General features: G+C 68.8%; 13 protein-coding genes. 9 read left to right on the forward strand and 4 right to left on the reverse strand.

The features are described from left to right. Positions 1-31: 31 nt before the first annotated feature. The 3 genes from EGK76_RS04010 to EGK76_RS04020 all read left to right on the forward strand — a co-directional run bounded on the left by EGK76_RS04010 (position 32) and on the right by EGK76_RS04020 (position 2594). The gene (locus EGK76_RS04010) at positions 32-1177 is read left to right on the forward strand and encodes a pyridoxal phosphate-dependent aminotransferase (protein WP_123831721.1); all 1146 of its coding nucleotides are present in this window, start codon (positions 32-34) and stop codon (positions 1175-1177) included. 88 nt (positions 1178-1265) lie between these two features. Then, positions 1266-1859 carry an SCO family protein gene (locus EGK76_RS04015; protein ID WP_158613444.1) on the forward strand — a complete coding sequence of 198 codons (594 nt, stop codon included), beginning with the start codon at positions 1266-1268 and terminating at the stop codon, positions 1857-1859. 87 nt (positions 1860-1946) lie between these two features. Beyond that, complete coding sequence (locus EGK76_RS04020) at positions 1947-2594, forward strand: response regulator (protein WP_096298944.1); 648 nt, start codon at positions 1947-1949, stop codon at positions 2592-2594. A 202-nt stretch (positions 2595-2796) separates the two neighbouring features. On the opposite strand, the gene EGK76_RS04025 is transcribed toward EGK76_RS04020, so the two are convergent. Next, positions 2797-6093: an Rne/Rng family ribonuclease gene (locus EGK76_RS04025; RefSeq protein WP_123831723.1), complete on the reverse strand. Its 3297-nt coding sequence runs from the start codon at positions 6091-6093 to the stop codon at positions 2797-2799. 400 nt (positions 6094-6493) lie between these two features. Here EGK76_RS04025 and EGK76_RS04030 point away from each other — a divergent pair, with 400 nt between their 5' ends. Further along, complete coding sequence (locus EGK76_RS04030; RefSeq protein WP_199730847.1) at positions 6494-7456, forward strand: RluA family pseudouridine synthase; 963 nt, start codon at positions 6494-6496, stop codon at positions 7454-7456. Between the two features lie 102 nt (positions 7457-7558). Here the strand turns inward: EGK76_RS04030 and EGK76_RS04035 are convergent, their stop codons facing one another. Then, positions 7559-7900 (reverse strand): 4a-hydroxytetrahydrobiopterin dehydratase, encoded by a 342-nt coding sequence (locus EGK76_RS04035; protein ID WP_123831724.1) that lies wholly within the window; start codon positions 7898-7900, stop codon positions 7559-7561. A gap of 83 nt (positions 7901-7983) precedes the next feature. Here EGK76_RS04035 and EGK76_RS04040 point away from each other — a divergent pair, with 83 nt between their 5' ends. Together EGK76_RS04040 and EGK76_RS04045 are read left to right on the forward strand one after the other, a co-directional pair. Beyond that, positions 7984-8577, forward strand: coding sequence for an NfuA family Fe-S biogenesis protein (locus EGK76_RS04040; RefSeq protein WP_123831725.1), 594 nt, complete (start codon positions 7984-7986; stop codon positions 8575-8577). Positions 8578-8604: 27 nt separating this feature from the next. Next, positions 8605-10215, forward strand: coding sequence for a hypothetical protein (locus EGK76_RS04045; protein WP_123831726.1), 1611 nt, complete (start codon positions 8605-8607; stop codon positions 10213-10215). A 146-nt stretch (positions 10216-10361) separates the two neighbouring features. Here the strand turns inward: EGK76_RS04045 and EGK76_RS04050 are convergent, their stop codons facing one another. Both EGK76_RS04050 and EGK76_RS04055 read right to left on the reverse strand, forming a co-directional pair. Next, complete coding sequence (locus tag EGK76_RS04050; RefSeq protein ID WP_123831727.1) at positions 10362-10790, reverse strand: cytochrome c; 429 nt, start codon at positions 10788-10790, stop codon at positions 10362-10364. 11 nt (positions 10791-10801) lie between these two features. After that, positions 10802-11221, reverse strand: a complete 420-nt coding sequence (locus tag EGK76_RS04055) for a cytochrome c (RefSeq protein WP_123831728.1) — start codon at positions 11219-11221, stop codon at positions 10802-10804. Between the two features lie 242 nt (positions 11222-11463). Here EGK76_RS04055 and EGK76_RS04060 point away from each other — a divergent pair, with 242 nt between their 5' ends. From EGK76_RS04060 to EGK76_RS04070, 3 genes are read left to right on the forward strand one after another with little or no spacing between them, the layout of a single operon-like run. Then, complete coding sequence (locus EGK76_RS04060) at positions 11464-12588, forward strand: efflux RND transporter periplasmic adaptor subunit (protein ID WP_123831729.1); 1125 nt, start codon at positions 11464-11466, stop codon at positions 12586-12588. Next, on the forward strand, positions 12588-16094 hold the full coding sequence (locus tag EGK76_RS04065; protein WP_123831730.1) for an efflux RND transporter permease subunit: 3507 nt from the start codon (positions 12588-12590) through the stop codon (positions 16092-16094). Before EGK76_RS04060 ends, EGK76_RS04065 begins: the two co-directional genes overlap by 1 nt. Beyond that, complete coding sequence (locus EGK76_RS04070; protein ID WP_123831731.1) at positions 16091-19165, forward strand: efflux RND transporter permease subunit; 3075 nt, start codon at positions 16091-16093, stop codon at positions 19163-19165. The genes EGK76_RS04065 and EGK76_RS04070 overlap by 4 nt, the downstream gene beginning before the upstream one ends. Positions 19166-19460: the final 295 nt, after the last annotated feature.

The raw sequence follows: 19460 nt of genomic DNA on the forward strand, positions 1-19460 counted from the left end.
GTGGCCCCTCACTCACCCACGGACTGCAGCGATGATCCGCACCAAGCTGCCCAAGGTCGGGACCACGATCTTCAGCGTGATGTCGCAGCTGGCGGCGGAACACGGCGCCGTGAACCTGGGCCAGGGGTTCCCCGACTTCGACGTACCGCAGCGCCTGGTCGACGCGCTCGCCGACGCCATGCGCGCCGGCCACAACCAGTATGCGCCGATGACCGGCATTGCAGCGTTGCGCGAGGCGATCGCGGAGAAGACCGAACGTGTTTACGGACATCTGCCCGATGCCGACACCGAGATCACCGTCACCAGCGGTGCCACCGAGGCGCTCTTCAATGCGATTCACGCCGTGGTGCGCGCAGGCGAGGAAGTCATCGTCCTCGATCCCGCCTACGACAGCTACGAGCCGGCGATCGAACTGGCCGGCGCCATGGCCGTGCACGTGCCGCTGGATCCAGCCACGTTCGCGCCCGACTGGCAGCGCGTGCGCGATGCGATCACGCCCAGGACCCGGATGTTGATCGTCAACAGTCCGCACAACCCGTCGGGTGCGATGTTCGGTGCGCAGGACATGCAAGCCATCGCCGAGATCCTGCGCGGCACCGACATCTTTCTGCTGTCGGACGAGGTCTACGAGCACATCGTCTTCGACGGCGCGCGCCACGAGTCGGCGCTGCGCTACCCCGAGCTGCGCGAGCGCAGCTTCGTGGTCTCGAGTTTCGGCAAGACCTATCACTGCACCGGCTGGAAGCTCGGCTACTGCATCGCGCCGCCTGCGCTTTCTGCCGAGTTCCGTAAGGTCCACCAGTACAACGTGTTCTGCACCTTCGCACCGGCGCAGCATGCGTTTGCAAGGATGCTGCGCGAGGCGCCCGAACACTACGAGCAGCTCGGTGCGTTCTATCAGGCCAAGCGGGACGCGTTCGCCGCGCAACTGGCGGGCACGCGTCTGGAGTGCCTGCCGGTGCCCGGCGGTTACTTCCAGCTCGTCGACTATTCGGCGATCAGCGATCTGGACGATGCGGCGTTCTGCCGCTGGCTGACGGTCGAGAAGGGCGTCGCCGCGATTCCGCTGTCGCCGTTCTACGCCAGGCCGCCGGCCGGCCAGCGGATCGCGCGGCTGTGCTTCGCCAAGAGCGACGCCACGCTTGCCGCAGCGGTCGAACGCCTGCAGGCGCTGTGAGCCCGGCTGCGACGTTCGGTCGCGCCGGGACCGCGCGCGGTGTCGCTAGACTGGGCCATTGCTCATGCCACGCCTGACTTTCCGCCCCGTGACCCTCCGTCCCGCCTTCGCCGCCGCGTTGGGCCTGCTGCTGGCCGCCTGCAGTGCGCCGCCGGCGGGTCCGTACACCGCCACCGATCTGTCTGGCGTGTCCTATGGCCGGACGCTCGACCTGAACGACACCCGGGGCGAGCCGCGCAGCCTCGGCGACTTCCGCGGCCGTTATGTGCTGCTTTCGTTCGGGTATACGCACTGCCCGGAAGTGTGTCCGACCAGCCTGCTCAAGGCCACGCAGATCCGCCGTGCGCTCGGCGCGGACGGCGAGCAGCTGCAGATCGTGTTCGTCACCGTCGATCCGGCGCGCGACACCGGGGAGATCCTGGAGCAATACGTGGGCGCTTTCGGCGGGGATATCGTCGCGTTGCGCGGCGACGACATGCAGACGCGCCTCGTCGCCCAGGCGTTCCGCGTCACCTATCGCCAGGTGCCGACCAGTTCCTCGTACGCGATGGACCACACGATGGTGAATTACCTGATCGGCCCGGATGGCCGTCTACGCCTCGCCTTCCAGTACGACCAGCCGGTCGACACGATGGTGGAGGACATCCGTCGTTCGATGACCCGGGCGCAGGCCACGGGCTGACGCCGGAACCGGTATTGTCCGACTTGCGGTCCGTCTCCCCTGCGGCGTAGCCTCGGCGCGCCAGGGGGGCACTTGGGAGGAAACGGGATGACGATCAGGGTCTTCATGGTCGACGACCATGCGCTCGTGCGCGCGGGAATGCGCATGATCCTTGCCAACGAAGCGGACATCGAAGTGATCGGCGAAGCCGAAAGCGGCGAGGCGGCGTTGCCGCTGATCCGTCGGCTGAAACCGGACATCGTGCTGTGCGACCTGCATCTGCCCGGTGTCAGCGGGCTGGAAGTCACCGAGCGGGTCGTGCGCGGACAACCGGAGACGCGGGTGATCGTGGTGTCGATCCTCGAGGACGGGCCCATGCCGCGCCGGATGATCGAGGCCGGCGCCTCGGGCTATGTCGGCAAGGGCGGCGACGCCACGGAGCTCGTGCGCGCGGTACGCGATGTGGCGCGCGGTCGGCGTTACCTGGCCAGCAACATCGCGCAGAACCTGGCGCTGTCGGGCCTCGGTGGCAGCGACACGCCGTTCGATGCGCTGTCGCCGCGCGAGATGGAAGTGGCGATGCTGCTGCTGCAGGGGTTGCGCCAGGAGGACATCGCGCGACGGCTGAGTCTCAGCGCGAAGACCGTCAATACCCACAAGTCGCGGCTGTTCGAGAAGCTGCAGATCCACGATTCCATCGCCCTGGCCCGGCTTGCGAGCCAGTACCGAGTGGCGCCGCCGGAATTTGCGGTCTAGCGGAGGTCGTGCCGGGCGGCTGCGGACGGCCGGATGCCGGCGGAAGCTGGCCGGGCCAGGGCAAATCAGTTGGGGAGTGGTGCGGACGGCGCCCGTCTGTCCCTCCCGCAGGACCGACAGGCGCCTGGCCTGCCGTTATTTCGCGAATGTCGAGCAAAAAAAACCCCGGCCGAAGCCGGGGTTGTTCATGGCGGGCCTGGCGTCAGGCGTCCTGCGGACGCGGCGCCTCGCGGTCCTGGCGATCGCCGGCGGCGTCGGCAGTGGCGTCCTCATCCGCAGCCCCGGCACCCTCCGCGGCCAGTGCGGCGGGCTCCGCAGCCGGCGCATCTGCCAGACCGGCATCGCCCGGCGTCACCCCTGCGGGCTCTGCATCAGGCGCTGCGGCGTCGCCGATGCGGTCGACTTCAGGCGCCGGCTCCGGTGCGTCGAAGAGGCCCTGGCTGACCGGCTTCGATGCCGGCACCGGCTCAGCCTCGATCCGTGACGACGGGATCGGCGCGTCCGCAGCGAGCGCAGTCTCATCGGGAATCGATGCGCCCATCTCCGCTTCCGCCGGTGCGGGGGGGGCGTTCGACGTCATTTCCGGGGACACCGATTCCGCCGCCGGCCGATCGACTTCCCGCACCGGCGCGGGTGCGTCGGTTGGCGAGACATCGATCACGGCCTGGGCCGCCGGATCGGCGATCTCGGGCGTGTCGGCCTGCGCTGGATCCGGCAACGTCTCCACAGCCGCGTCCGCGGTCGCGTCGGGCGTCGGCTGATCCTGCGCCGGCTCGATCGCGATCGGCGCAGAAGCAGGCTCGACCGTCTCGGCCTCTGGCGTCGTCGCATCGGCGGGGTTCTCCGCCACGTCCGTCTCGCCAGCGGACTGCGGGGCGGAGTGGGGTGCGTCGTCGGCGGGCGTCAGCACCGCAGCGGCGGCCATGGCGGCAGGGCCGACGTGCTCGGAACGGTTGCTCTGCGGCGCAGGCGCAGGCGCGGGCGGGGCCGGCAGGTCGTCGAAGTCGAACTCCGGCTGCCCGTGACCATTCGTGACGACGGCTTCGTCGTCGCCAGCGTCGTCGGCATCCAGCGAGGACTCGTCGCCGCTGGTGCCATCGCCTGCCTTGCCACGACGGCGGCGGCGACCGCCGCGACGTCCGCGACGGCGGCGGGCATTGCTGCCGTCGTCGTCGCCCGCGTCGCCGGCGCCTGCATCGGCGTTGGCGTCGATGTCCGCACCGTCCACGTCGTTGCCATCGGTGTCGTCGCCAGTGGCCACGGCGTACCGGGGCGCGGCGGGGGACGGCGTTGCAGCAACGGCCGGAGCTTCTGATGCGGCCTCAGGCGTGGGCGTTACCGGGCCGGTCGGAGCCGGCGCCTTGCCGGCGAGCTCGACAGCGGCGGCCGACGCGACGGCCGTGATCGGCGCCTGCGCCTCGCTGACATCGCCCTCTGTCTTCTGACGCGGGCCGCGTTGCTTCTGGCGCTGACGGCGCTCCTTGCGGGCGCCGGCATCGGCGTCGGTGGAGACCGCTTCTTCGCGTCGGATTTCACGCTGGACGTCTTCGCGCGGCGGTTGCGCGACGGCCGCAGGCCGGGATTCGGCGCCAGCTGGCGCCTGTCCCTGACGATTGCCGCGACGGTCACGGCGCTGGCCGTTGCGAGCGCCACGGTCGCCGCGGCTGTCGCTGCGCTGGCCGCCGGCATCGCTGCGCGCCGGACGTTCGGTCTGGGCCGGAGCCGCAGGCTTGGCCGCTGGCGCCGGTGGTGCGAACAGCGCACGCAGCCAGCCCATGAAACCACCGCCGGTCACGGGTGCCTGTACGACAGGTGCCGGAGCAGGGCGCGCGGGGGCGGGGGCAGGTGCCGCCACCGGAGCCGGGGAAGCAGGCTCGGGCCGGGGTTCACGCACCGGCGCAGGCTGGGAGGGGCGGACGTTGGTCACGGCCGGAGGCGGCACGTTGAGGTTGCTCTTGCTCAGCGCGATCGTCGCCACGCGGCGCGGCGTTCCACGCTGGTAGCTCGGACGTGCGGTTTCCTCGCCCAGTTCGTTCTCGCGAATGCGCGAAACCTCGTAGTGCGGGGTCTGCAACTGCTCGTCGGCGACGATGATGATCGGCGCGTCGTGGCGCTTCTCGATCTCGGCCAGCGCGCCGCGCTTCTCGTTGAGCAGGTAGTTGGCGATCTCCACCGGGGCCTGCACCAGCACCTGTCCGGTGTTGTCCTTCATCGCATGCTCTTCGGCGACGCGGATGATCGACAGCGACAGCGATTCGATGCTGCGCATGCGGCCGTGGCCTTCGCAGCGCGGGCACACGATCTGGCTCGACTCGCCCAGGCTCGCGCGCAGGCGCTGGCGTGACATTTCCAGCAGGCCGAACTTGGAAATCTTGTTCTGCTGCACGCGGGCGCGGTCGTACTTGAGCGCGTTCTGCAGCTTGTTCTCGACATCCCGCTGGTGCTTGTTCGACGACATGTCGATGAAGTCGATGACCACCAGGCCGCCGAGATCGCGCAGGCGCAGCTGGCGGGCCACTTCCTCGGCCGCCTCCAGGTTGGTGTTGAACGCGGTCTCCTCGATGTCGCCACCCTTGGTGGCGCGCGCGGAGTTGACGTCGATCGCGGTCAGCGCCTCGGTCTGGTCGATGACCAGTGCGCCGCCGGACGGCAGCCGCACGGTGCGCTCGTAGGCGCTCTCGATCTGCGATTCGATCTGGTAGCGGTTGAACAGCGGCACATCGTCGGTGTAGTGCTTGAGCTTGCGGAGGTTGTGCGGCATCACCTGCTCGACGAACTCGCGCGCCTCGGCGTACATCTCCGGCGTGTCGATCAGGATCTCGGCGATGTCGGCGCGCATGTAGTCGCGCAGGGCCCGGGTGATCAGCCGTGATTCCTGGTAGATCAGGAACGGCGAGGGCTTGCTCAGCGCGGCCTCGGCGATCGCCCGCCAGATGCTCAGCAGGTAGTCGAGATCCCACTGCAGTTCCTCGGCGTCGCGGCCGACGCCGGCAGTGCGGATGATCACGCCCATCTCGTCCGGGATGGCCAGCACGTCCATCGCCTTCTTCAGCTCGGCGCGGTCCTCGCCCTCGATCCGGCGCGAGACGCCGCCCGCGGTCGGCGAGTTCGGCATCAGCACCATGTAGCGGCCGGCCAGCGAGATGAACGTGGTCAGGGCCGCGCCCTTGTTGCCGCGCTCTTCCTTGTCGACCTGGACGACGACCTCCTGGCCCTCGCGCAGCAGTTCCTTGATCGAGCCCTTGTTCGGGTCGACGCCGGACTGGAAGTAGTCGCGGGAGACTTCCTTGAGCGGCAGGAAGCCGTGGCGGGCGGCGCCGTACTCGACGAACGCGGCCTCGAGCGAAGGCTCGATGCGGGTGATGCGGCCCTTGTAGATGTTGGACTTCTTCTGTTCCCTGGACGGCTGTTCGATATCGATGTCGTACAGGGACTGGCCATCAACGATGGCGACGCGCAGCTCTTCTGCCTGCGTCGCGTTGATCAGCATGCGTTTCATGGTTGCGTTTCCTTACGCGCTCTCGCGCGCGGAACGCCGGGGCGTTTCGCCTGGATGAGACCTGAGGTCGCCGCGCAAGCGCAGTGACTGACCGGATTTTCCAGCGCTACGACACCACGGCAGGCCGCGGGAGCGCTCTTTCTGTTGTCTGGTGTTGCAGGCCGCGGACCGCTCGCGCCGCCCCGAGGGCCGTCGCAAATGTCGCGCGGGACGTGTTCAGCACCGATGACGTGCATCGGGCGATGGCCGGTGCTGCCGTGCAGCCGCTAACATGGCCGCCCCTGGGGCGGTGGCCGCGCACTGTCCGGAAGCCTTTGCAAGGCGGGCTTTTGGCCCGGGTTCTTTCAAAGAAATCAGCACCTTAGATCGCGGCCCGAGTGTAGCAGATAAACAGACGACGATGACTGACAACGGTACCGGCTCCGCCGGCGGCGGCGTGCGACTGGTCCGGGTTCCGGACGACCGTGACGGCCAACGCCTCGACAATTTCCTCCTCGGCCAGCTCAAGGGCGCGCCGCGGTCGATCATCTACAAGATCGTCCGCAGCGGCCAGGTTCGCGTGAACGGGGGCCGTGCCAAGGCCGAGCGCAAGCTCGAGGCGGGCGACGAGGTGCGGATCCCGCCGGTGCGGCTGGAGGTGCCGGGCGAGGCCGGCACACCCTCGAAGGGCCTGCTGGCTGCGATGGATGCGAGCATCGTGTTCGAGGACGCCCGGCTGCTCGCGATCAGCAAGCCCTCGGGCATCGCCAGTCACGGCGGCAGCGGGATCAGCTTCGGCGTGATCGAGACCCTTCGCGCGCTGCGGCCGAACCAGTCGCTGGAGCTGGTGCACCGGCTGGATCGAGATACCTCGGGCCTGATGGTGCTGTCCAAGAAGCGTTCAGCGCTGACCCAGCTGCAGGCGCTGCTGCGCGAGGACCATGGCGCCGGCATCCGCAAGCGTTACCTGACCCTGCTGGGCGGGCGCATGCCCGACGGCACGATGAGCGTCGATGTCCCGCTGCATGTGGGCCTGCGCCAGGGCGGCGAGCGCCACGTGCAGGTCAATCCGAACGGAAAGACGTCGCTGAGCCACTTCGGGGTGCTGGAGCGCCGCGGCGGACATTCCTATTGCGAGGTGCGGATCGAGACCGGGCGCACCCATCAGATCCGCGTCCATGCCCAGCACATCGGTCATCCGGTGGCCGGCGACGACAAGTACGGCGATGACGCGCTCAACAAGCGCCTTCGCGAGCAGATCGGCCTCAGGCGCCTGTTCCTGCACGCGGCGTCACTGGAGTTCACGCTCGACGACGGCGAAGCGTACGTGCTCAACGCGCCGTTGGCCGACGACCTGCGCGAAGCGCTCGACCGGCTGCGCTGAGCTTCCGGTCTCGGGGCGCAGCGCGGCCGGCATGTCGCCAGCGCCGCGCGCATGCGCCCCGCCGATCTGCGCCAGCCTCCAGCCGCGGCGGCGTTGTGGCGCTTACGCGGCGAGACGGTCCGCCTTCGCTGCGCAGATGAAGTCGTTCTCGGACAGGCCGCCGACGTCATGGGTCGAATAGCGCACTTCGACCCGGTCGTAGTGCACGCCGAGATCGGGGTGATGGTCTTCGCGGTGGGCGATGAACGCGAGTGCGTTCACGAAGGCCATCGTGCGGTAGTAGTCGCTGAAGCGGAACGTGCACGTCAGCGCGCGGCCGTTTTCGGCCAGCGTCCAGCCCGCCACTTCGGGCAGCAGTTCGCGGATCCGCGCTTCGGTCAGGCGGTGGTCGATGCCGCGGCGCGGGATGCAGTGCGCATCGCTGAGGGGAACGAGGTCGGACATCGTGCAATCTCCTGGCGGGGGACGTTCATGCGGTAGACGGCGACCGGCGCGTGCGCCGGCGCAGGCCCGCTAGAATACGCGTCATGATCAATATCACCGAAGCTGCCCAGACGCATTTCCGCAAGCTCATCGAGCGCGAGTCGCTGCCGGGCCTGGGTGTGCGGCTGTCGGCGATGCAGCCCGGTACGCCGCGCGCCGATGTCCGCCTGGAGTTCGCCGACAGTGGCGACCTGCAGGGCGACGAATGGGCGATCGACTGCGAAGGATTCACCCTGTGGCTGGACGCGCCGAGCGTGCCCTACCTCGATGGGGCCGAGATCGACTACGAGGCGCGTGCAACCGGGGGCCAGCTGCAGATCCGCGCACCCCGGATCAAGGGTGAAGCCCCACCCGAAGCCGCGTCGCTGGTCGAGCGCGTGCGCTGGGTGGTCGAGCAGGAGGTCAATCCCCAGCTCGCCCAGCACCGCGGCCACGTGACGGTGCAGGAGGTGACCGCCGAGGGGGTGGTCGTGCTGCGCTTCGGCGGGGGCTGTCACGGCTGCGGCCTGGTCGACGTCACGCTGAAGCAGGGCATCGAAAAGACCCTGATGGAGAAGGCGCCCGGTGTCACCGCGGTGCGTGACGCGACCGACCACGAGTCTGGCGACGCGCCCTACATGCCGCGCGACGCGGCCTGACGCGTCCCCTTCCGGCGCCGCCTCCGGATGTTCACCGCCTCCGACCTGATCGAAGCCCTGCGCCGGCGCCAGCGCCGCTCGATCCGGCCGGACACCCCCGCGGAGGGATTCCCGCCGGCCTGGACGCACTGGTTCGCTTCGATGCAGGCGGGCCCGGAAGCAGTCACCGGCGCGAGCGCCGACGCGATCGTCGCGGTGCTTGCCGCGCGGCCGGAGCCGCCACGCCGGCGAGGCCGGGTACCGCCCCATGCACTCGCCGCCTGGCTCAGCCTCGTCCATCCGCTGTGGGAGCCCGGCCCGCGCGAGGACCGGGGCGCGCGCCGGTTCTCGCTGGCGGTGGCACTGTTCGCGCAGCTGCTGTGGGTGGGCGGCCTGCTGCTGCTGACCCATGCTCGCTTCGCTGTCCCGGCGCCGTCTGCGGCGGGGGAAGAGCACGTGGTGCAGGTCGTTTTCATCGGTAACGGTACGCCGGAGGAACCGGAGGGCGGGGACGCGCCGCCAGCCCCGGCACCGACCGCGCAGGTCGCGCCTGCGGCGGACCCGGCGCCGGTGGCCCCGGCCCGGCCAGCGCCTGCGCCGAACGCCCCGCGCGATACTTCGGTCACCCCGGAGGCCGTGGTCGACGCTGCACCGGTCGAGCCGGCGCCGCAGACCCTGCGGGTGACCGAAGTTCCGGCACCGGACATCGACTTCACCCTGCCGCCGCCGAGGACGGACGCCGTGCCGGAGGTGGTGGTGCGCGAACGCGCTGTGCCCGAGCCTCAGCTGCAGACCCTCGAGGTTCCGGCCCTGCGCTCGCCGGCGCCGCTGGCGGAGGTGCCGGCGCAGCGGCGGCAGGTCGAGGTCGAGGTGCGCGAGCGCACTGTGCCGCAGCCTGCGGAGACGCTGCGGTTGCCGACGCGCGATGCGCCGCAGATTGCCGTCGAGACGCCGCAGGCGCCGCCCCGGCAGGCGCCCGAGGTGGTCACGAGGGAACGGTCGGTCCCGTTGCGCGAGGCGCCGACGACGAGCGCATCCCCCCGCGCGCCGACGCGGCCGGCCGCCCCGAGTCCGGCGCCGTCAGCGGCCAACGAGTCCACGGCGACGACCGCGGGTCGCCGCCCGGCGCCGGCGCCTGCGCCCGGCACATCGCCGCAGCGCGGTCTACCGCCCGGCGCCGCGCCTTCGCCGCGGACTGCCGATGATTGGGGTGATGCCGCCAGTGCCCGCGAGGGGGCGACCCCCGGAAGCGCCTCGGGCCTGTTCGGTGCCGACGGCAGGCCGCGCCTCGCAGACGGTGGGCGCGTGGGCGGGGGGCTACCGCCCGGTACCATCACCGAGGACTTCGCCCGGATCGACCGCGAAGGGACCTGGCTCAAGCGCCCGCCAACCGATTACGAGCCCACCAGCTTCGACCGGTTCTGGACGCCCAGCGAAACGCTGCTCGAGGAGTGGGTCCGGCGCAGCATCAAGACCGTGCTCATCCCGATCCCCGGTACCAGCAAGACCGTGCAGTGCAACGTGGCCTTGCTGATGTTCGGCGGTGCCTGCGGCATCACCGATCCGAACATGCAGGACGTCGAGACCGACGGCCGTCCGCCACCGGATGTGCCGTGGAAGCCGGAGCTGCAGGAAGCCCAGGACAGCCTGCGCCGCTGAGGGGGGTGCTGGGGCCGGGTCGGCGAGCGCCGGGGCACTCCCGGCGCAGCAGCCGATCGGCCGCATCCAGAGCGCGCGTCCGCAAGGCCCGGCTCAACCGGGCAGGGCGCGACGGTAGTGGGGCGGCGACGAGCGCCGCCGGGAATTCAGTGGTCGTGCGCGCCGCGCAGATCCCGCAGCTGACGCTGCTGGGATGCGAAATACACTGCCAGGTCGGCGATCTGCTGGTCGCTGAGGCCCGCAGCCTGCTGCGACATCAGCGCGTGCTCGCGGTCGCCGTCCCGGTAGGCCTGCAGGGCATGCGCGAGATAGTCGCGGTACTGCCCGCCGATCTTGGGATAGGTCGCGTCGAGCGGCGCGTTGCCACCGGCGCCATGGCAGTCGATGCAGGTCTGCCCGGTCGCCGCGCTCTTGAGGTTTGCAGCCGCCTCGCCGCCCTCGAGGTTGCCCTTGGGCAGCCCCGCGGACGAGCTGCCGGCTGACGCTTCGGCTTCGGGATCGTGTTGCTGGCCACCGCAGGCGACGAGCAGACACAGTGCCGCCAGGGCGGGCAGGGTGCGGAGGCCACGGCGCATCGCGGCGCCACTCACTTGGAAAGCTCCGAAAGGAAGGCGGCGATGTCGGCGATGTCCTGGTCGGTGAAACTCTGCGCCTGGGCCTGCATGGTCGGATGCCGGCGGGTCCCGCGCTTGTATTCGTGCAAGGCGTTGACGAGGTATTCGGGCGATTGACCCCCGATCATCGGCACGTGGTAGTGCGGATAGATATTGCGGTAGCCCTCGACGCCATGGCAGCCCTGGCAGGTGTAGGTCAGCTGGCGGCCGGTCGCCGCATCGCCGGTCAGCGGCGTGTGCGTCGGCTGCTCGGCGGTGGTGGTCGCGGCTGAGGCCACGGCCTGAGGCGTCTGGGGTGTGGGCGATGGCGCGGCGGGCACATCCTGGGCGGACACTGGCAGGACGAGCGGAACAAGGGCTAGGCAGGCGGCGAGCGTGAACTGTCGCGTCATCGTGGGTATCCGCAATCCTGAATGGCTGGAAGTGCTGTCTGGGAAGCGTGGTCCGTCGCGCCTGCGCGCTGTATGAACCGGTACACAACCGGGCCAGTATAGCCACGCGGGCGGATCAAACCCAATGCATGCCGGCAAGGTGGGCGCCCGCGCCCGCAAGTCACCATGACCTATGGCAGATAGGCCGACATGTATTGGTGATATACCTTGCTACCACACCGCAGGGGTCACATCGAGTCCACATGTCCACACCGCATGCCATCGCGTCCACGCGACGCGTTCTTACCGGCGCCATTCTGGTTTCCGCCGTTCTGGTCCTGTCCGCCTGCAAGGGTGGGGGGGATACCGATGCCAAGGCCAAGGCCGACGACGCCGCGGCAGCGCCGGTTCCGGTGGAAACCGAGGCGGTGGCCCGTCGCAGCGTGGCAGCGAGCTATGTAGGCACTGCGTCGCTGGAAGTCCCGCGTGGCGCCGACGTGGTCGCCAAGACCTCGGGCATCGCGCTCGAGGTCCTCGTCGAGGAGGGCGACACCGTGCGCGCCGGCCAGCCGCTGGTGCGTCTCGATCCCGATCGGGCGCGCCTGGCGGTACGCCAGAGCCTCGCCACGATGGGCAAGCTCGAAAACAGCTACCGCCGCGCGCAGCAGCTCGTGGCCCAGCAGATGATCAGCGCAAACGATCTGGACCAGCTCAAGTTCGATCTCGACACCGCGCGTGCCCAGCACGACATGGCGCAGCTGGAGCTGTCCTACACCGCGGTGACCGCGCCGATCTCCGGCGTGATCTCGCAACGCATGATCCGCACCGGCAATTTCGTGCAGATCAACACGCCGATCTTCAGCATCGTCGACAACGCCCGCATCGAGGCCACGCTCAACGTGCCCGAGCGCGAACTGCGCGTGCTCAAGCGCGGCCAGCCGGTGCGGTTGCAGGTCGATGCGCTGCCCGGCGAAAGCTTCGAAGGCGTGGTTGAACGCGTTGCGCCGATCGTGGAATCGCGCAGCGGCACCTTCCGCGTGGTCACCGCATTCGCCGGGAACGACTCGCTGCGTTCGGGCATGTTCGGCCGCATCCACATCGACTACGACGAGCGCGCCGATGCACTGGTGATCCCGCGCAGCGCGCTGCTCGACGAAGGCGAAACCGCGGTCTACACCGTGCGCGAAGGCAAGGCGGTCCGCGTGCCGGTCGAGCTGGGCTATGTCGACGGCAACATGATCGAGGTGCGCAGCGGCCTGGAAGCCGGCGATCCCGTGGTCACCGCAGGTAAGGTGGCGCTGCGCGAAGGCAGCGCGGTGCAGGTGATCGGCGAAGCGCCGGTTGCCGCGGCGCCGGCCACTGCCGACGCCAAGAGCGAAGCGAAGTAATGGTCGGCGCGCCACACGACGGCCCCGCCGGCGACGGCCCGGCCGCGGATCCGCACGCGTCTCCGGGGCGTTTCGATCTCGTCGAGTTCTCCACGCGACGCCGGGTGACGGTGTGGATGGTCGCGATCAGCATGATGCTGTTCGGCCTGATCGCGCTGACCAACCTCAAGGTCAATCTGCTGCCCGACCTCAGCTATCCCACGCTGACCGTCCGCACCGAGTACACCGGCGCCGCGCCATCGGAAATCGAAACGCTGGTGAGCGAGCCGGTGGAAGAGGCCGTCGGCGTGGTCAAGGGCGTGCGCAAGCTGCGTTCGATCTCGCGCACCGGCCAGAGCGACGTGGTGCTGGAGTTCGCCTGGGGCACCGATATGGACCAGGCCAGCCTGGAGGTGCGCGACAAACTCGAGACGCTGCAGTTGCCCCTGGAAGTCACGCCGCCGGTGCTGCTGCGATTCAATCCCTCGACCGAGCCGATCCTGCGCCTCGCGCTGACCGCAGGCGAGAAGGGCGATGCGGTCGACGAACTCACGCGCATGCGTCGCTACGCCGACGATGACCTGAAGAAGAAGATCGAGCCCGTCGTCGGCGTGGCTGCGGTCAAGGTCGGCGGCGGTTTCGAGGACGAGGTGCAGGTCGAGCTCGATCTGCAGCAGATGGCGCGCATCGGCCTGCCGATCGAGAACGTGATCCAGCGTCTGCAGCAGGAGAACATCAACCTGTCGGGCGGTCGGCTCGATCAGGGCACGCAGCGCTACCTGGTGCGCACGGTCAACCAGTTCGAAAGCGTCGAACAGATCGGCGAAATGCTGGTCGCCACGCAGTCGGGCGGCGACGACAGCGCGGCCAGCGCGGCGCAACAGATGGCGGCGATCGCAGCGGCCAGTGGCTCCCAGGCCGTGCTCGCGGCGGCGGCATCGGTGCAGAGCGCGTCGGGCGCCGGTAGCACGACGATCGCCGGCGGTCGCGCGATCCGCCTGCGCGATATCGCCACGGTGCGGCAGAGCTTCAAGGAACGCGAAAGCATCATCCGGCTCGGCGGCGCGGAAGCCGTGGAGCTGGCGATCTACAAGGAAGGCGACGCCAACACCGTCTCCACCGCCGACGCGGTGCAGGCGCGGCTGGACGTCATCCGCAAGGATCTGCCCCCGGACATGACGCTGACCGTGGTCGACGACCAGTCGAAGTTCGTGCGCGCCGCGATCCATGACGTGCGCACCGATGCGCTGATCGGCGGCACGCTGGCCGTGCTGATCATCTTCCTGTTCCTGCGCAGCGGCTGGAGCACGCTGGTGGTGAGCCTGTCGCTGCCGATCTCGATCATCACCACGTTCTTCTTCATGGATCAGCTGGGCCTGAGCCTCAACGTCATGTCGCTCGGCGGTCTGGCGTTGGCGACGGGACTGGTCATCGACGATTCGATCGTGGTGCTCGAAAGCATCGCCAAGGCGCGCGAGCGCGGGCTGGGCGTTCTGGAGGCCGCGATCACCGGAACGCGCGAAGTCGGCATGGCGGTCGTCGCGTCGACGCTGACAATCATCGCTGTGTTTCTGCCGCTGGTGTTCGTCGAAGGCATCGCCGGACAGCTGTTCCGCGACCAGGCGTTGACCATCGCGATCGCGGTCGGCGTGTCGCTGCTGGTCGCGTTGACCCTGATTCCGATGATGGCGTCGCTCAAGGGCCGGCCACCGATGGCATTCCCGGAGGAAGCGCCGCATCCGCAGTGGCATCCGGACAGCCGTTGGCAGAAGCCGCTCGCGGCGACCGGTCGCGGGATCGGTGCCGGCATCCGCGGCGTCCTGTTCGGCATCGCCTGGGCGATGGTGCGCGCCTGGCGCTTCGTGTCGGGCGGCACCGGCCGGGTCATGGGCCGCGCCAGCGATCTGGCGATGGCGCCCTACAACCGGGCCGAGCGCGGCTACCTCCGCGCGCTGCCGGCTGCGCTTGCGCGTCCATGGCTGGTGCTGGGGACCGCGACCGGGGTGTTCCTGCTCAGCCTGCTGGCGGTGCCGTTGCTCGGCACCGACCTGATCCCGCAGCTGGCGCAGGATCGCTTCGAGATGACTGCCAAGTTGCCGCCGGGCACGCCTTTGCGCGAGACCGACCGCATCATGCGCGAGGTGCAGCAGGCCCATGCCGGTGACGACGGCGTCGAGTTGCTGTTCGGCGTCAGCGGCAGCGGCACACGGCTCGATGCGAACCCGACGGAAAGCGGCGAGAACATCGGCAAGCTCAGCATCGTCATGAGCGGCGGCGGCAGTCGCGAGTTCGAAGCGCAACAGACCGAGCGCCTGCGCGAGACAATGCAGACGTACCCGGGTGTCGCCGTCGATTTCGCCCGTCCGCAGATCTTCAGTTTCTCCACGCCGCTGGAAATCGAAATCCGTGGTCAGGATCTCGACGGCCTGGCAAAGGCCGGCCAGCGCATGGCGGACATGCTGCGCGCCAATCCGCACTACGCCGACGTCAAGAGCACGGTGGAGCAGGGCTTCCCCGAGATCCAGATCGTGTTCGATCAGGAGCGCGCCGGCGCCTTCGGTCTGACCACGCGCGAGATCGCCGATGCGGTGGTGCGCGCGGTGCGTGGCGAGGTCGCCACGCGTTACAACTTCCGCGACCGCAAGATCGACGTGCTGGTGCGCGCGCAGGAGAGCGAGCGCGACTCGGTCGATCGCATCCGCAATTTGATCGTCAATCCCGGCAGCGCGTCTCCGCTCCGTCTGGATTCGGTGGCCGACGTGGTCGCGACGGTCGGTCCGAGCGAGATCCATCGCGCCGACCAGGTGCGCGTCGCAGTGGTGTCGGCGAACCTGCGCGGGATCGACCTGGGCACGGCGATGGGCGAGGTGCGGCAGATGGTGTCGGACAATCCGCTCGGTCCCGAAGTCGGCATGCACATCGGCGGCCAGGGTGAGGAACTCGCCGAATCGATGCGCTCGCTGCTGATGGCGTTCGCGCTGGCGATCTTCCTCGTCTACCTCGTCATGGCCTCGCAGTTCGAATCGCTGCTGCACCCGTTCGTGATCCTGTTCACCATCCCGTTGGCGATGGTGGGTGCGATCGGTGGCCTGCTGCTGACCGGCAACACGATCTCGGTGGTCGCCTTCATCGGCCTGATCCTGATGGTGGGCCTGGTGGTGAAGAACGCGATCATCCTGATCGACAAGGTCAACCAGCTGCGCGAGGCGGGTGTGCCGAAGCGCGACGCACTGGTCGAGGCTGCGCGTTCGCGCCTGCGGCCGATCATCATGACCACGCTCTCGACGCTGTTCGGCTTCCTCCCGCTGGCACTCGCGCTGGGTGACGGCGCCGAGGTGCGCTCGCCGATGGCGATCGTGGTGATGGGTGGCCTGGCGGTATCGACCGTGCTGACGCTGCTGGTGATCCCGGTGGTCTACGACCTGCTCGACCGCAAGTCCGATGCGTTCTACGCCGAGCGTGGACGCCGCGCGCGGCTGGGCGCCGCTGCCGATCGTGCCGACGTTATGGAGACCAGCGCGACATGAGCATCGCCGAGCTGAGTCTGCGGCGGCCGATCACCACCATCATGTGTTTCATCTCGATGGTGGTGATCGGGCTGATCGCTTCGGTGCGCCTGCCGCTCGAGGCATTGCCGGATATCTCGGCGCCGTTCCTCGTCGTGCAACTGCCCTATGCCGGCTCGACGCCCGCAGAAGCCGAGCAGAACCTGTTGCGCCCGGCGGAGGAGACGCTCGCGACGATGAGTGGCATCAAGCGCATGCGTGGCCAGGCGACTTCCGACGGCGCGTTCGTGATGCTGGAATTCAGGGACTGGGACCGCAACGTCGCGATCAGTGCATCGGAAGCACGCGAGCGGATCGATGCGATCCGCAGCGACCTGCCGGACGATTTCCGCCGCTACATGGTGCAGAAGTTCTCCACCAGCGATCAGCCGGTGCTGCGCCTGCGCCTGGCGGCGAACGTGGATCTGAGCGGCAGCTACGAGCTGATCGACCGCCAGCTCAAGCGCCGGTTGGAACGCGTGCCGGGCGTGGCACGCGTGGAGATCAATGGCGCGGCGCCGAACGAGGTCGAGATCGCGGTCCAGCCCGACCGTCTGACCGCGCACGGCATCGATCTCAACGAACTTTCCACGCGCCTGCGCGCGCTCAACTTCTCGGTCTCGGCCGGGCAGATCCTCGACGGCGGACAGCGTCTGCGCGTGCAGCCGATCGGTGAGATCAGCGACCTGCAGCAACTGCGGGACCTGGTGATCAACCCGCAGGGTCTGCGCCTGTCGGACGTCGCGCAGGTGCAGTTCAAGCCGCAGCGCATGGACTACGGCCGCCGCCTCGACGGACGCGCGGCCGTTGGCCTGGAGATCTACAAGGAGCGCGACGCGAATCTGGTGGAAGTCTCGCGCAACGTACTCGCCGAAGTCGAAGCGGCGCGCACCGGCGCCGGCCTGGAAGGCGTCGACGTCAAGGTCATCCAGAACATGGGGGAGGAGGTCACCTCCTCGCTGCTGGAGCTGGTGGAGGCGGGCGCGATCGGCCTCGTGCTGTCGATCATCGTGCTGTACTTCTTCCTGCGCCACTGGCCGTCCACGCTGATGGTGACGCTGGCGATTCCGATCTGTTTCATCATCACGCTCGGTTTCATGCACTTCTTCGACGTCACGCTCAACGTGCTGTCGCTGATGGGCCTGCTGCTCGCGGTCGGCATGCTGGTCGACAACGCGGTCGTGGTGGTGGAGAGCATCTACCAGGAGCGCGAACGCATGCCGGACCAGCCATGGCTGGCGTCGGTGGTGGGCACGCGCAACGTCGCCATCGCGCTGTCGGCCGGCACGCTGTGCCACTGCATCGTGTTCGTGCCCAATCTCCTGGGCGAAACCAACATGATCAGCATCTTCATGAACCAGCTGGCGATCACCATCTCGGTGTCGTTGCTGGCGTCCTGGCTGGTCGCGGTGAGCCTGATTCCGATGATGTCGGCGCGCATGAAGACGCCCCCCGCGGTCGCCAGTCCCAACGGATTGATCCCGCGCATGCAGCGCCAGTACGCGCGCCTGCTGCGCTGGTCGCTGGAACATCGTGGCTGGAGCGTGATCTGCATCCTGCTGGTCGTCGTGTTGAGCGCGGTGCCGATGACGCAGACCAAGTTCGACATGTTCGGCGATGGCGGCGGCGGCAAGGAGATCCAGCTCTATTACCAGTGGAAGGGCAGCTACAACCTGCAGCAGCGCTCCGACGAGGTGCGTCGCTTCGAAACCTTCCTCGAAGACAACCGCGAGCAGTACCGCATCCGCCAGGTCTATTCGTGGTTCGGCGAAGGTGGCGATTCTGGGACCGTCGTGACCTTCAATGACGATGTCGGCGACACCAAGGCATTGTCGGAAGCGATCAGCCAGGCGCTGCCCAAGTCGGCACGCGCCGAAGTTGGCGTGGGCGGTGGCGACCAGGGCGGCGGGCAGGCCGGGCAGGGCGTCCAGGTCCAGCTGGTCGGTGACTCCTCCCAGGTGCTGCGCGAGATCGCCGATGGGGTGATCCCGATGCTGTCGCTCAATCCCGCGCTGCGCGACGTGCGCGTGGACGCGGGCGATCTCAACCAGGAGCTCAACATCCGCATCGACCGCGACCGCGCGGCGGCCTTCGGCTTCAGCGCGGAAGAGGTGTCGCGGTTCGTCGGACTGGCGCTGCGCGGCAGCCAGCTGCGCGAGTTCCGCCGGGGCGAGGACGAAGTGCCGGTGTGGGTGCGTTTCGCCGGCGCCGAAAGTTACAGCGAAGCGGATATCGCCAGCTTCATGGTGCGCGCGCCCGATGGCCGGAACGTGCCGCTGACGAGCCTGGTGGACATGCGCGTGGAACCGGCGGCGAGCCGCATCAACCGCAACGACCGCCAGACCTCGCTGACCCTGCAGGCCAATCTCGCCGGCGAAACCACCATGCCCGACGCCCGCAAGGCGCTGGAGCAGGTGCTCGAGACCGTCGAGTTTCCAGCCGGCTACGGTTACAGCTTCTCCGGCAGCGGCTTCGAGGACGATGCCGCTGCAAGCCGGCAGATGCTGTTCAACCTGCTCATCGCACTGGTCATGATCTACGTGGTGATGGCGGCGGTGTTCGAATCGCTGCTGTTTCCGGCTGCGATCATGAGTTGCGTCGTGTTCTCGATGTTCGGTGTGTTCTGGCTGTTCTGGCTGACCGGAACCTCGTTCACGGTGATGGCCTTCATCGGCATCCTGGTGCTGATGGGCGTGGTGGTGAACAACGGCATCATCATGGTCGAGCACATCAACAATCTGCGCCGGCGCGGCGTGCCGCGACTCGAGGCACTGGTCGAAGGCAGCCGGGAACGCCTGCGCCCGATCCTGATGACGATGGGCACTGCGATCCTCGCGATGATCCCGATCTCGCTCAGCGACACCGTGGTGCTCGGCGGGCTGGCCTACTCGCCGATGGCGCGCGCGGTGGCCGGCGGCCTGGCGTTCTCGACGGTGGTCAGCCTGCTGTTCCTGCCGACGATCTACGCGATCCTCGACGACATGCGCCACGGCACCGCGCGCTTGATCCGGCGTGCGCGGGGGGGATCGGCCAGCGTCGTCGTCCAGCCCTGATGCTGACCAGCATCGGCGCAGGTGAGAGATCGCAGTTCGATCCCGCACGCGTCGGTGCCTGTGCCCCGGCGCGCTTGCGCAGTCGCCCGACTCCCGCGCGTCCCTGGCATGCAGAGCGTGCCGCGCAGGCGCCGGCCACACGAGTGCGGGGAGCCGGGTAGCGGTGGTCTGGCCCGCTGGCTTCCCGTCGCGAGCCGAACGCCCGGTGCGCCTCGTCCGACGCCCGTGTCGTCAGCTTGCGCCCGCCGTCATCGCCGGGGGCGCTCTTCCCCGGATTCGCGTGGCTGGCCAGACG

The organism is Luteimonas sp. 100069, assembly GCF_003813845.1.
Classification (GTDB): domain Bacteria; phylum Pseudomonadota; class Gammaproteobacteria; order Xanthomonadales; family Xanthomonadaceae; genus Luteimonas; species Luteimonas chenhongjianii.

Excerpts from the sequence above, each read along its gene's own strand:
- EGK76_RS04010 (WP_123831721.1), top strand. The coding sequence starts at position 32 with ATGATCCGCACCAAGCTGCCCAAGGTCGGGACCACGATCTTCAGCGTG.
- EGK76_RS04020 (WP_096298944.1), top strand. The coding sequence starts at position 1,947 with ATGACGATCAGGGTCTTCATGGTCGACGACCATGCGCTCGTGCGCGCG.
- EGK76_RS04025 (WP_123831723.1), bottom strand. The coding sequence starts at position 6,093 with ATGAAACGCATGCTGATCAACGCGACGCAGGCAGAAGAGCTGCGCGTC.
- EGK76_RS04030 (WP_199730847.1), top strand. The coding sequence starts at position 6,494 with ATGACTGACAACGGTACCGGCTCCGCCGGCGGCGGCGTGCGACTGGTC.
- EGK76_RS04035 (WP_123831724.1), bottom strand. The coding sequence starts at position 7,900 with ATGTCCGACCTCGTTCCCCTCAGCGATGCGCACTGCATCCCGCGCCGC.
- EGK76_RS04040 (WP_123831725.1), top strand. The coding sequence starts at position 7,984 with ATGATCAATATCACCGAAGCTGCCCAGACGCATTTCCGCAAGCTCATC.
- EGK76_RS04045 (WP_123831726.1), top strand. The coding sequence starts at position 8,605 with ATGTTCACCGCCTCCGACCTGATCGAAGCCCTGCGCCGGCGCCAGCGC.
- EGK76_RS04050 (WP_123831727.1), bottom strand. The coding sequence starts at position 10,790 with ATGCGCCGTGGCCTCCGCACCCTGCCCGCCCTGGCGGCACTGTGTCTG.
- EGK76_RS04055 (WP_123831728.1), bottom strand. The coding sequence starts at position 11,221 with ATGACGCGACAGTTCACGCTCGCCGCCTGCCTAGCCCTTGTTCCGCTC.
- EGK76_RS04060 (WP_123831729.1), top strand. The coding sequence starts at position 11,464 with ATGTCCACACCGCATGCCATCGCGTCCACGCGACGCGTTCTTACCGGC.
- EGK76_RS04065 (WP_123831730.1), top strand. The coding sequence starts at position 12,588 with ATGGTCGGCGCGCCACACGACGGCCCCGCCGGCGACGGCCCGGCCGCG.
- EGK76_RS04070 (WP_123831731.1), top strand. The coding sequence starts at position 16,091 with ATGAGCATCGCCGAGCTGAGTCTGCGGCGGCCGATCACCACCATCATG.